Source organism: Collinsella sp. AF02-46-1, assembly GCF_003465825.1.
Taxonomy (GTDB): Bacteria; Actinomycetota; Coriobacteriia; order Coriobacteriales; family Coriobacteriaceae; genus Collinsella.
In genome coordinates, this window is record NZ_QSBV01000010.1 from 12,892 (window position 1) to 25,685 (window position 12,794).

A 12,794-nucleotide genomic window follows, 5' to 3' on the forward strand; every position below is an offset into this window, starting at 1 on the left:
GCGCTCTAAAAGAACCTCTCGGTTGCATTTCGAAGGATGAGCCCGCGCCACCTACTTTTTGCGATGCAAGAAGCGCGCGATGTCTTCTTCGGTGGGGCTTTTGATGTCAAAGCGCAGTGAGAGCCAGCGCAGGCCCATGGTCACGACAACGCATACGACCAGCGCGGCGACATTGCTCACGATGCCGCTCATAACGAGACACACGTAGCTTGTCGATCCGGCGATGGCGGCGATGGCATAAAAGTTAGTACGTTGGAAAATGCCCGGAACCACGCCCATAAAGCCGTCGCGCAACATGCCGCCGCCCACCGCGGTGAAAAAGCCCATCATGACGCACACCGCCGGCGCAAAGCCGTAGACCAGCGCCTTGTCTGCTCCAGTGGCGGCGTAGATGCCGACCGAGATGATGTCGAGCAGGGGAATGAGTTTTTCGGGCTTGTCGACGATTGCCGGGAAGATGTAGATGATTGCCGCCGTGGCGATGGAGAGCGGCAGCGCCATCGGCTGGTTGAGGATGTAGACGTTGCCCACCTGCAGCGTCATATCGCGCAAAAGACCGCCGCCCAGTCCACAGACCACGGCGAGCGCGACGGCGCCCACCAGGTCGAGCTTGTGCTCGCGCGCGACCAACACACCCGAGATCGATGCAGCGACAACAGCGAACATCTCGAGCCAAAACGGAATGGCGACCATGGCATCCGAGGCATGTGAGGTAACGGTTACGGCGGCGATGACGGGCAAGATGGGGTCCTTTGGATCGTGGGTTTAGACAATGCCCGTACATAGTACATGGTTGGCGGGCGTGGCGACCCTATTGCTCGGTAAACGGTCGGGACCGGGTGGGGGCGTGGCGTTACTGGAATGCCAGGGATCCAAAACATGTACGTCACCCTCCAAAAACGACATTTTCCGACATCTTTGAAGGCTGACGTACATGTTTGGATTGAGCTCACAGCATGAGTGAGTTGATTTACTCACATCCGGTATATTTCCCCACTTCAACGGACATAAGAGTTGGATACCGGCTCAGAGCGAGAGGCCCTCAATGGATACCCCTGTTCTCATTTCGCATAAAACTGCATGGCTTGTCCATCATGCACCCCAGAATTTGGTTCAGTCTCTTGCGCGGCACGACTACCAGATAGGCGCACAAGGCATTTCCACCCAACAACGCGTTGTGCGCATACGACAGGCGCTTACCGACTGCGGCATTCCGTCCGATATGCTCAAGACTATCGATATCTCGGTTGTATTCGAGTTCGAGCGAATTCGCACCAAAGGCGTCATTTGCCACATGCTTGGACAAAATCTTCCCTACGAGCATATTAACGAGTTGACGCCCGGAGTCTTTATCACCGACGAAGCCTTCACCTTCGTGCTCGCTGCCGAGTGGATGGATAGGATCGAATATCTCGAATATGGCTATGAAGTTTGCGGCGATTATCGCATGAGGCTCAATCCCGCCGACCCTTATACCGAGCAACCAGCCACCACCTCCAAGGATGAAATAACCGAACTGCTCGATCGGCACCCCGGCAAACCCGGTGCCACACGTGCACGGCTCGCGCTCAGGCACATCTACGATCACTCGGCCTCGCCTATGGAGACCGCTTCGGCAATTGCCCTCTCGCTCCCAACAAGCGAAGGCGGCGTTGGCATTAGAGGTATCGAACTCAACAAACCGCTCGAGATCCCTCAACGTCTCTGGCATTGCGCCAAAGCTCGAACACTCAAAATCGATGCGCTCGTGACCTATAAGCGCAGGGAGCTCGGTATCGAATATAAGGGCGGTTTTCACGATGAGCTCGAGCGCAAGGGAGCAGATGCGGAGCGAGAGGCCGTTCTCTCCCAAATGGGATATCGAATCGTTACGCTCACTTCGGCTCAGTTCGGCAGCCAGCTCGCCTTTCACCGCGCCATGAACAACATTCGCGAAGCACTCGGCATGCCTCGCTGTACCGACACCGGGTACCAGAGAAAACAAAACGAACTACGCAAGGCACTTATCCGCAACTGGAAAAGCATGCGAGACGAAGAGGCACCTTCCGAATAGTGCCGCTCCCGTGAGCTCAATCCAAACGTGTACGTCAGCCTCCAGAGATGTCGAAAAATGTCGGTTTTGGAGGGTGACGTACATGTTTTTGAGGGAAAGGCGGGATCGAGACGTATCTCGATAACAAAAAAGCCCCCGTTGCCGGGAGCTTTCTCAACCAAAATGGCGGAGGAGGAGGGATTCGAACCCTCGTGACCTTATACAGGCCAAACGGTTTTCGAGACCGCCGCATTCAACCACTCTGCCACCCCTCCGCGTGGGGTAAAAACAAAGCAGGCTCGAAGGCCTGCTTTGGAATTAACTGGCGGAGAGTCAGGGATTTGAACCCTGGAGACGCTTTTGACGCCTACACGATTTCCAATCGTGCTCCTTCGGCCACTCGGACAACTCTCCGTTAAATGCGAAAATCAGTATACACGAGGAATCGCAAAGTGCAAACAGAAAAGTTGGCATTTTTTGAAACGCTTGGCTTCGTGACGGGATCTAGGAGGCCAAAAACGGGCTCTGACCAGCATGACTGCATGCGGCAAATTGTTCAAAATGGGTATTTATAAACGACGCCGCACCAATTTTAAAAATAATTGAACGGTGTTGTGAACCACTGGTATGCATTTCGCGACCACAGCCTTGCAATTGCTGACCTGCGGTTTGATTTGGTTTGTATCCGCAGCGCCGTATCTTGTCCACAGTTCCGTCAAGCATTTGGTCAGCATTTGGTTGGAAGACGCATGAAGTGCCGTGTGAGTATGGACATATGTGGAGGTCATGAGGTTGTAGCTGCATATTCTTGCAGCCTGGGAGGTTGAAAGATATTATTACCAAGTCTTTTCCTGCTTCAGGCGCACCTTCACGACCTGAAGCCACATTTGCCCAGAGGAGGTGACAATATGAAGGCTTATGAACTGCTGTTCTTTGATGACCCGTCGCACGACCCCGAGACTCGTCTCGCTGTTATGAAGCGTATCGATACCACGATCGCTGAGGGCGCTGGCAAGGTCGACTCCGTTGACGAGTGGGGCAAGCGCAAGCTCGCCTACGAGATCAACGACCTCACCGATGGTGACTACACCCTCATCAACTTCCACGCAGATCCTACCCAGATCGCCGAGCTTGATCGCGTCCTGCGCATCACCGACGCTGTGGTCCGCCACATGATCGTCCGTCGCGACGACCAGGAGTAAGACTGTCGTTTTGGACTGGGCTTGTGCCCCAAGAGGAAGTAGTGAGTTATGAGCATCAATCGAGTGAACATCACCGGTAACCTCACGCGTGATCCCGAGCTGCGCGCCACCGCCGGCGGAACCCAGGTTCTGTCCTTTGGCGTCGCCGTGAACGATCGTCGCCGCAACCCGCAGACTGGCGAGTGGGAGGACTATCCCAACTTTGTCGACTGCACTATGTTCGGCACGCGCGCCGAGGCCGTGAGCCGTTTCCTGGCAAAGGGAAACAAGGTCGCGATCGAGGGCAAGCTGCGCTACAGCTCTTGGGAGCGCGATGGTCAGCGCCGGAGCAAGCTTGAGGTCATCGTCGATGAGATCGAGTTTATGAGCTCCCGTGGTGGCCAGGGTGGCTACGATCAGGGCGGTTACGCCCCCGCAGCTCCCGCGCCCGCAGCACGTCCTGCCGCACCGGTGGCTACGCCGCCCGCGGTCGACGTCTACGATGAGGACATCCCGTTCTAAGGGCTGTTCACCTATTTTTGAGTGAGAGGCGGCTTCGGTTCGCCGAAGTTGCCAAACGAAAGGTATTTTGACATGGCTAATGATTTTTCTGCACGTCAGCCGCGTCGTAAGTACTGCCAGTTCTGCAAGGAGAACACTGAGTTCATCGACTATAAGGACACTCAGCTTCTCCGTAAGTACATGACCGACCGTGGCAAGATCAAGCCCCGTCGCGTCACTGGCGCTTGCACGCAGCATCAGCATGACATCGCCAACGCCATCAAGCGCGCCCGCGAGATGGCTCTCCTGCCGTACACCGTCCCCGTGGTTTCCTCTCGTGGCAACCGCGACCGCGGCTAAGAAGGGAGACGCATCATGAAGGTTATTCTTCTCGATGAGATCAAGGGCAAGGGCGGCGAGGGTGACGTCGTAGAGGTCGCTCAGGGTTACGCTGAGAACTTCCTGTTCCCCAAGAAGCTCGCTGTTGCCGCCACCAAGGGCAACCTCAAGCAGCTTGACGAGCGTCGCAACAACATCGCCAAGCGCGAGGCCGTCCGTCTGGCTACCGCCAACGAGACCAAGGCTGCCTTCGAGGGCAAGACGGTCACCGTTGACGTCAAGGTCGGCGACGAGGGCATCCTCTTTGGCTCCGTTACCGCCGCTATGATCGCTGACGCCATCAAGGCTCAGCTCGGTATGGACATCGACCGCAAGCGCGTCGAGCTCGGTAAGCCCATCAAGGTTGCCGGTGCCCACACCGTTGCCATCTCGCTGTACCGCGAGATCAAGGCCGAGGTTGTCGTTCTCGTCGGCGTTACCGCCGAGGAGCTCGCTGCCGAGGCTGAGGCTGAGGAGGCCGCTGAGGTCGCCGAGGCCGAGACCGCCGAGGTCGAGACTGAGGCTGCTGCCGAGTAGCATTTGCTGCAACGCAACAATCTTGTTCTAAGAAGGGCGCTCTGGGAAACCGGGGCGCCCTTTTGTTTTTTGCGCTGAGTGAGTGTCATGGTGAATGTTGCGTCGAAGTCCTATATACGGGACCGTTCATCCGTTTCGTTCGGTGATGATTGGCGGCGCGTGGCGCGTTTTGGGACCGTGGCTGATACTATGGATGCTCGCAAGCGATATGAATGAGGATGCTCATGGCATATGACGATAGGGAGACCGGGCTGACGGTTGAGGACCGCGGCTCCAAGTTGGGTCTTCCCCAAAACCAAGATGCAGAGGCCAATGTACTGGCCGCTATGCTGCTATCGCCCGAGGTGGTCGAAGAGGCCCAGGTCGAGCTGCAGCCCGATGACTTCTACCGGCCCATTCATAAGACCATCTATACCGCGATGGTCGATATGTACAACAGCCGCATTCCCATCGACTCCATCTCGCTGATCGATTACCTGCGAAGCGTCAACAAGCTTGATGCCGTGGGCGGCGAGGCCTACATTTTGGAGTTGATGGGTCAGACCCTGTCGCTCGTCAACTGGCAGCACCATGCCGCTATCGTTCGCCGCGATTCGATGCTGCGTGAGCTGATCGGCGCCACCAACGAGATCAACGCGCTGGCCTATAACGCTCCCACCGATACCAAAGAGGTCGTGGAGCTGGCCGAGAGCAAGTTGCTCAAGGTCACGGCGCGCGAGGTCAAGTCGAGCTACAAGACGCTGACCGAGTTTATGGTCGAGGCCTATAACGAGGCCGAGGAAGTGTGCCAGGCAGGCGGCCAGGCTGCGGGCGTGCCCACGGGCTTCCCGTCGCTCGACCGCATGCTCATGGGTTTTCGCGAGGGCCAGCTCATCATCATCGGCGCCCGCCCTGCTGTGGGTAAGACGTCGTTCGCCCTGAATCTGGCGCTCAACGCTGCCGCGGCCGGTTATACCGTCGGCTTCTTCTCGCTGGAGATGTCGGGCAAGGAAATTGCCCAGCGTCTGATTTGCGCCTACGCCATGATTTCGATCAGTGACTTCCGCATGGGCCGCATTAGCCCCGAGCAGTGGGCCAATATCAACGAGGCCACGCAGACCTTGTCCAAGCTCGATATTCTGATTGACGATACGCCCGGCACCACAGTGACCGAGATTCGCGCCAAGAGCCGCCGCATGCTCCACAACAAGGAGAAGGCCATCATCATCCTGGACTACCTGCAGCTGGTGAGTCCTCCGCCGGGACGCCGCTCCGAGAGCCGTACCGTCGAGGTCTCCGAGATGTCGCGTGGTCTGAAGATCATGGCCAAGGAACTCAAGATCCCGCTCATCGCGCTGTCGCAGCTCTCGCGTCAGGTCGAATCCCGTACCGGCAAGCGCCCGCAGCTTTCCGACCTTCGTGAATCGGGCTCCATCGAGCAGGACGCCGATATCGTTATGTTCTTGGACCGCTCCGCCGACGAGGCCGAAGCCTCGCGCGACGATCGACCCGACGAGGGCGTTACGCGTATCGTCGTGGCCAAGAACCGTTCGGGCCCGATCGGCGACGTCGACCTGATGTTCCTGCCGGCATCCACCAAGTTCTATGAGCTTGATGGGGCACATGCCGAGGAGTAGGACAGGCGCCCGTTGCACGGGTATACTGGGAATGTTTTGTGCTTCTGCGTGCCGGCGTGGCGCGTAGACAGTCCATGAATGTAAGGAGTAAACATGCCGTCAACCGTTTTGGTCGGTGCCCAGTGGGGCGATGAGGGCAAGGGTAAGATCTGCGACCTGGTCGCCGGCGACTTCGATGCCGTCGTGCGCTACTCGGGCGGCAACAACGCCGGCCACACCATCGTCGTCAACGGCAAGAAGTACGGCCTGCATCAGGTGCCCTCCGGCATCATGTATTCCGACCATGTGTCGGTGATCGGTAACGGCTGCGTCGTCAACCCCAAGGTTGTCCTTGAGGAGATCGACATGTTTGAGGCCGACGGCATCACCACCAAGAACCTCAAGATTAGCGGCAACGCGCATGTCATCATGCCGTACCACATCGACCTGGATGGCGCCTTTGAGCAGAAGCTCGGCAAGAAGAACATCGGTACCACCAAGCGCGGTATCGGTCCGTGCTATCAGGACAAGATGGCCCGCATTGGCCTGCGCATGCAGGATATGCTGGACGAGGCGCTGTTCCGCGACAAGCTGGAGACCGCTCTCGCCCGCGTGAACCCCGAGCTTGAGCTCATCTACAACCTGCCCACCTACACCGTGGACCAGATTTGCGACGAGTACCTGCCCATGGCCGAGCGCCTGCGTCCCTACATCACCGAGACGAGCCTGCTGCTCAACAACATGATCGATGAGGGCAAGGACCTGCTGTTTGAGGGCGCCCAGGCGACGTTGCTCGACATCGACCACGGCACCTATCCGTACGTGACGTCTTCCAACTGCACCGCCGGCGGCGCCATCACCGGCTCCGGCGTGGGCATGAAGAACGTCGACCGCGTGCTGGGCGTCATGAAGGCCTATATCACCCGCGTCGGTTCGGGCCCCATGCCCACCGAGCTTTCCTATGAGTCCGAGGCCGGTCACACGCTGACCGAGGAGGGCTATGAGTACGGTGTGACCACCGGTCGCCGTCGTCGCTGCGGCTGGTTCGACGGCCCCATCGCCAACTACGCCTCGCGCGTCAACGGCCTCACCGATATCGCCCTGACTAAGCTCGACGTGCTTTCGGCCTTCGACACCATCAAGGTGTGCGTGGCCTACGACGTCGATGGCGAGCGCTACACCAGCGTGCCCGAGCATCAGGTGCGCTTTGAGCATGCCAAGCCCATCTACGAGGAGCTCCCCGGCTGGAAGTGCGACATCACCGGTTGCCGCAGCTTTGATGAGCTGCCGCAGGAGGCTCAGGACTACGTGGCGTTTATCGAGGATCTGGCACACACCCGCGTGACGTTTATTGGCGTTGGCGCTGGTCGCGAGCAGATCATCAACCGATTCTGGAAGTAATCGGGACTATTTGGTTATTGCGATATACCCCTTTGCAGCCCAAGCGGGCGGCCGAGGGGTATATTTGCTTGCAAAGGGCTCGCGCGGAGCGGGCCATTCATCCATAGAGGAGGCACCCTTGAAGGCGGACACTCAAACCATCGACATCCTGTTGTTGGGCAGCGGCGGCCGTGAGCATGCTTTGGCAGCTAAGCTCGCAGCATCACCGCGCGCCGGCAAGCTCTACATCGCGCCGGGCAACGGCGGCACCGCGAGCTGCGGCGAGAACGTTGTTCTCGACGACTGCGATCCTGCGGCCGTGGCGGCGTTTGCGCAGAGCCACGGATGCGGACTCGTGGTAATTGGCCCCGAGGCTCCGCTCGTGGCGGGCGTGGCCGACGCCGTGCGCGCGGTGGGTATTCCCTGCTTTGGCCCGGGTGCCGAGGGCGCCCAGATGGAGGGCTCTAAGCTGTTCTCCAAGCAGCTCATGGAGCGCGCGGGCATTCCGACGGCAGCCTACGGCTCGTTTACCGACGAGGCTTCGGCTCTTGCTTATGTGCGTGAGCAGGGCGCTCCGCTGGTCGTCAAGGCCGACGGCCTTGCCGCGGGCAAGGGCGTTATCGTGGCGACCGAACTTGAGCAGGCCGAGGAGGCCGTGCGCGAGTGCTTTGGCGGCACCTTTGGCGATGCCGGCAACACCGTGGTTATCGAGGAGATGCTGACCGGCCCCGAGTGCTCGCTTTTGGCCTTTACCGACGGCAAGACCGTGCGCCCCATGGCCACCTCGCAGGACCACAAGCGCGCGCTCGAGGGCGACAAGGGCCCCAACACCGGCGGCATGGGTGTCTACAGCCCGGTGCCCATCGTGACCGACGAGGAGCACGCCACCATGGTGAAGGTCATGGAGCAGACCGTTGCCGAGCTTGCTGCCGAGGGCATCGACTACCGCGGCTGCCTGTACGGCGGCTTTATGCTCACGCCCGCCGGCCCCAAGGTGCTGGAGTTCAATGCCCGCTTTGGCGACCCCGAGACGCAGGTCGTGCTGCCGCGCCTTAAGAACGACCTGGTCGAGGTCATGCTCGCCTGCGCCAACTGCGAGCTCGATCAGATTGAGCTCGACTGGCGTGACGAGTGGGCCGTGGCCGTTGTCCTGACGAGCGCGGGCTATCCCGGCAGCTACGAGAAGGGCAAGGTCATCACTGGTATTGAGGATGCCGAGGCCATGGAGAACGTGACCGTGTACCACGCGGGCACTGCCGTGGTGGACGGCCAGCTCGTGACCAATGGTGGCCGCGTGCTTGCCGTGACCGCTCTGGGTGACACGTTCGAGAACGCTCGCAACCTTGCCTACGAGGCCTGCGAGAAGATTGATTTTGAAGGCAAGACCCTGCGCCACGACATCGGCCTGCGCGCGCTGCGCGGCCGCGACGCCTGGGATGCCTAAAATCCGAGAGGAATGAGACGGATGGACGAGAAGAACGAAGAGCTCGTGGATGCGCAGATCGTTGAAGAGGACAGCCGCATGTATGGGCACGCCGAGGGCGAGCCTGGTGGCGAGGTCGCTGACGAGCCGGCGCTGGTGTTGGGCGACGACGACCCGCACGATGTCGAGCTGCACGAGAAGATTCTTTCGGAGGAGTGCGCCTGGAAGGGCAAGATCCTCGACGTCCACCGTCTTGAGGTTGAGCTGCCCAACGGTCGCCGCAGCGCCCGCGATATCGTTCGCCATCCGGGTGCGGCGGCCGTTGTGGCGCTGACCGAGAGTGGCAAGATCGTACTGGTGCGTCAGTACCGCACCGCCATCGACCGCGTGACGGTCGAGATTCCCGCCGGCAAGCTCGATTCAGGTGAGGACCCGCTCGATTGCGCCAAGCGCGAACTGCATGAGGAGACGGGCTTTAGGGCCGGTCGTATTCGCTTTTTGACGTCGATTGTCACGTCATGCGGTTTTTGCGATGAGATCATCCACATCTACTTGGCTACCAAGCTCGAGTTTGATGCGCCCAACCCCGATGATGACGAATTCGTCAACGTTGACCTGGTACCACTGCACGAGCTGATCGACGCCGTGCTCGACGGCAAGATCGAAGACGCCAAGACCGTCGTGGGCGCCTTGGCCTGCGATAGCATCGCGCATCGCCTGGGTGGTTCTGAGCTGTAACGAGCGGGGATGATCCCGCAGGTTTGTATAAGTCAGCGAAAGTGCTCCATTTGAGACAAGGTGGCCTAAAAGAGGAGGGAAGCGTATGGATATACGCGACCGACGATTGAAGGCCAGATTGTCCAAATGGAGCACTTGCAGCGTCGAGACGAAACGCGGTTTGGTAAAACCGCGTAAGGTGATTATGTTTAAGAGGTTTCTTTCTTACTACAAGCCCCAGATGGGGCTTTTTGTTGCTGATACTGTTTGCGCTTTGGTGCTCGCCGCCATTGACCTGGCGTTTCCCATTATCTTGCGCAATCTGACCGGAGGGTTGTTTACCCAGGGCCAAGCTGCCATTATGCAGGCGCTCGGTATGATCGCGGTGGGTTTGGTGCTGATGTATATCATCCGTTGCGCCTGCCGCTACTTTGTGAGCTACTGGGGCCACGTGATGGGCGCGCGCATGGAGTCCAAGATGCGCGAGGACCTGTTTGACCAGTACGAGCGCTTTAGCTTTGCGTACTTCGACCGTAACAGCTCGGGCGACATGATGAGCCGCGTGGTCAACGACCTGTTCGATATCTGCGAGGCGGTGCATCACGTGCCCGAGTGGATCATCATCTGCGGCATCGAGATTATCGGCTCGTTTGTGATCCTCTTTACCATCGCCCCGGTGCTGGCGCTTGCCATGGCTGTGGTGACAGCAGCGTTTGCGGTCATCATGTTTTGGCAGAACATGCGCATGCGCGAGGTCTTTAGCGACAATCGCAAAAAAATCAGCGGCATCAATGCGCAGCTGCAGGATTCGCTGGCGGGCATGCGCGTGGTCAAGAGCTTTGCCAATGAGGAGACCGAGCGCTCTAAGTTCCGCGCCTCCAACAATCGCTACCTTTCGTCCAAGGAGAACATGTATCACGCCATGGGCGTCTATACTGCGACGTATGGCCTGCTCTCGGGCGTGCTGTACGTGATCGTGGTGCTGCTGGGTGGTTGGCTCGTTGCCCAGGGTCAGCTGCAGGCGGTCGATATGGCAACCTTCGCGCTCTACATTTCGCTGTTCTGCACGCCGCTCGAGACACTCGTCAATTCGGCCGAAATGTATCAGAAGGCCATCGCTGGCTTTAAGCGTATGGACGAGGTGCTCTCGACCGCGCCGGATATCCAGGACAAGCCGGGCGCCACGGATCTGCAGGTGACCGCCGGCGCCGTGGATTATCACGACGTGTGCTTTAACTACGAGGACGTTGAGCTGGGCGAGGGCGATGCCGAAGAGCGTCCCGTTATCGACCATATGAATCTGTCCATCAAGCCCGGGCAGACCATCGCTTTGGTTGGCCCTTCGGGCGGTGGCAAGTCCACGACCTGTTCGCTGCTGCCGCGCTTTTATGACGTGGCTGCCGGATCCATTAGCATCGACGGCCAGGACGTGCGCGATGTGACGCAGCAGAGCCTGCGCCGCGCCATCGGCCTGGTGCAGCAGGATGTCTATCTATTTGACGGTACGATTGGCGAGAACATCGCCTATGGCAAGCCGGGCGCTACGGCTGAAGAGATCGCCGAGGCCGCCCGTCGCGCCAACATCGATGCCTTTATCGAGTCGCTTCCACAGGGCTATGACACGGTCGTGGGCGAGCGCGGCAGCCGTCTTTCGGGCGGACAGAAGCAGCGTGTTGCCATCGCGCGAGTGTTTCTCAAGAACCCCAAGATCCTGATTTTGGACGAGGCGACGAGTGCTTTGGATAACGAGAGCGAGGAGGCGGTGCAGGAGTCGCTCGAAGAGCTGGCACGCGGCCGCACCACGATTATCATCGCCCACCGTCTTTCGACCATTAAGCATGCCGATGAGATTGCGACCGTTGAGCATGGTCGCGTTGTGGAGCGTGGCACGCACGAGGTGCTTCTCGCCCGTGGCGGCACTTATGCCCGTTACTATCGAATGCAGTTCGAAGGTGCGCGTGCGCACGAGCTCGACTGATTGATATGACAGGAAGTTTATGGCTGACAAGAACCCTTTGACTCCGGAAGAAGTGACGGAGTTATTCTCCGAAATCGATGCATCCGGTGTCTTGGATCCCACGCTTGCCAAAAAGCGAACCGAGCGCATGCGTGAGAAGGAGGCTGCGGCCAAGCGCGGTGACAAAGCGGCGCTAGCGCAGCTGCGCAGCGAGGACCGCGCGAGCCAGGCAAAACATATCGACCCGCTGTCCGAGGACGACCCTTCGGGCTCGCAGGTGAGCCATACCATTACGAAGACCGCCATGGCCGTGGTCATTGGCATCTTGGTGCTGATTGTGGGCATGCAGATTGGCTACGGCGTGATGCGACGCCTGAACACCGCCAACCTGTCCGAGAGCGTTTCGGTGGATACCGTTTCGACGGCGCTGAAGGGCGGCCTTGAGTGGGGCAACGGCTTTACGCAGTTTCCGCTCGATTTTTCTGTCGATGAGGCCGATGAGCGTACGGGCACGGTCGAGGTAACGGTGCTGGATACGTCGTCTGCCAATGAGCTCGAACTGCTGTCCAATGGTCAGATCCAGGCCGCGGCGCTTGCGACCAACGCGCTGCTCAACGATAAGATCGACCGCGTGGTGTATAACGTGCATGCCTATATCGACGAGGATAGCAACATTCAACACGATTCCTTCTTTGGCATGTTTCCCGCGCGGGGTCATCAGAGCGCCATTTTGACGTTTGTGTGGACCAAGAGCTCATCGACTGCCACGAACATCGACTGGAAGATGCATATCGTGAGCATGGACGACACCATTGCCGAGCGCATTCAAAAACAGGTGAACTCGGTTTCGTCGCTGATCGAGGACCCGGTGGTGAGCCAGACCAAGATTGACGAGGAAAAGGCCGAACGTGACCTGGAGCATCGTCTGCATAGCCGCGAGATTTTCCGCGGCGGCAAGCCCGACCGAACGCCGTCCGATCTGCTGGAACAGGACAAGAAAAAATAAGACGCCATCATCCCGTGTGAGCCACAAGCCCCGCGGGATGATTTTTCTGGGACGGGGATTAAATAATCATTATGCATAGAAAGTCAT

The 12,794-nt window shown here is 58.9% G+C and carries 12 protein-coding genes and 2 tRNA genes; 11 read left to right on the top strand and 3 right to left on the bottom strand.

Annotated features, from left to right (window positions below; all coding sequences use genetic code 11):
- Nucleotides 1-51: 51 nt before the first annotated feature.
- Nucleotides 52-741 (bottom strand): trimeric intracellular cation channel family protein, encoded by a 690-nt coding sequence (locus tag DWV20_RS05355; RefSeq protein WP_233539781.1) that lies wholly within the window; start codon nt 739-741, stop codon nt 52-54.
- A 304-nt stretch (nt 742-1,045) separates the two neighbouring features.
- On the opposite strand from DWV20_RS05355, the gene DWV20_RS05360 reads away from it, so the two are divergent.
- Nucleotides 1,046-2,053: a hypothetical protein gene (locus DWV20_RS05360; protein ID WP_117786844.1), complete on the top strand. Its 1,008-nt coding sequence runs from the start codon at nt 1,046-1,048 to the stop codon at nt 2,051-2,053.
- Between the two features lie 163 nt (nt 2,054-2,216).
- Here DWV20_RS05360 and DWV20_RS05365 read toward each other — a convergent pair.
- Together DWV20_RS05365 and DWV20_RS05370 are read right to left on the bottom strand one after the other, a co-directional pair.
- Nucleotides 2,217-2,307 (bottom strand) — tRNA-Ser (locus tag DWV20_RS05365).
- 48 nt (nt 2,308-2,355) lie between these two features.
- Nucleotides 2,356-2,446, bottom strand: a tRNA-Ser gene (locus tag DWV20_RS05370).
- Between the two features lie 494 nt (nt 2,447-2,940).
- Between DWV20_RS05370 and rpsF the strand changes: the two genes are divergently transcribed.
- The 10 genes from rpsF to DWV20_RS05420 all read left to right on the top strand — a co-directional run bounded on the left by rpsF (nt 2,941) and on the right by DWV20_RS05420 (nt 12,707).
- Nucleotides 2,941-3,234: a 30S ribosomal protein S6 gene (gene rpsF / locus DWV20_RS05375; protein WP_118256547.1), complete on the top strand. Its 294-nt coding sequence runs from the start codon at nt 2,941-2,943 to the stop codon at nt 3,232-3,234.
- Between the two features lie 48 nt (nt 3,235-3,282).
- Nucleotides 3,283-3,735 carry a single-stranded DNA-binding protein gene (locus tag DWV20_RS05380; RefSeq protein ID WP_055310294.1) on the top strand — a complete coding sequence of 151 codons (453 nt, stop codon included), beginning with the start codon at nt 3,283-3,285 and terminating at the stop codon, nt 3,733-3,735.
- A gap of 72 nt (nt 3,736-3,807) precedes the next feature.
- Entirely contained in the window at nt 3,808-4,074 is a 267-nt protein-coding gene (rpsR, locus tag DWV20_RS05385; protein WP_006235829.1) for a 30S ribosomal protein S18, read from the top strand.
- Nucleotides 4,075-4,089: 15 nt separating this feature from the next.
- Entirely contained in the window at nt 4,090-4,629 is a 540-nt protein-coding gene (gene rplI, locus DWV20_RS05390; RefSeq protein ID WP_055310293.1) for a 50S ribosomal protein L9, read from the top strand.
- A gap of 218 nt (nt 4,630-4,847) precedes the next feature.
- Complete coding sequence (dnaB, locus tag DWV20_RS05395) at nt 4,848-6,245, top strand: replicative DNA helicase (RefSeq protein ID WP_118256572.1); 1,398 nt, start codon at nt 4,848-4,850, stop codon at nt 6,243-6,245.
- Nucleotides 6,246-6,338: 93 nt separating this feature from the next.
- On the top strand, nt 6,339-7,625 hold the full coding sequence (locus tag DWV20_RS05400) for an adenylosuccinate synthase (protein WP_055251352.1): 1,287 nt from the start codon (nt 6,339-6,341) through the stop codon (nt 7,623-7,625).
- Nucleotides 7,626-7,743: 118 nt separating this feature from the next.
- Nucleotides 7,744-9,048, top strand: coding sequence for a phosphoribosylamine--glycine ligase (purD, locus tag DWV20_RS05405; RefSeq protein ID WP_118256548.1), 1,305 nt, complete (start codon nt 7,744-7,746; stop codon nt 9,046-9,048).
- Nucleotides 9,049-9,069: 21 nt separating this feature from the next.
- Complete coding sequence (locus DWV20_RS05410) at nt 9,070-9,765, top strand: NUDIX domain-containing protein (RefSeq protein WP_199581794.1); 696 nt, start codon at nt 9,070-9,072, stop codon at nt 9,763-9,765.
- A gap of 184 nt (nt 9,766-9,949) precedes the next feature.
- Nucleotides 9,950-11,722: an ABC transporter ATP-binding protein gene (locus DWV20_RS05415; protein WP_118256549.1), complete on the top strand. Its 1,773-nt coding sequence runs from the start codon at nt 9,950-9,952 to the stop codon at nt 11,720-11,722.
- A gap of 19 nt (nt 11,723-11,741) precedes the next feature.
- Nucleotides 11,742-12,707, top strand: coding sequence for a hypothetical protein (locus tag DWV20_RS05420; protein WP_118256550.1), 966 nt, complete (start codon nt 11,742-11,744; stop codon nt 12,705-12,707).
- Nucleotides 12,708-12,794 lie beyond the last annotated feature (87 nt).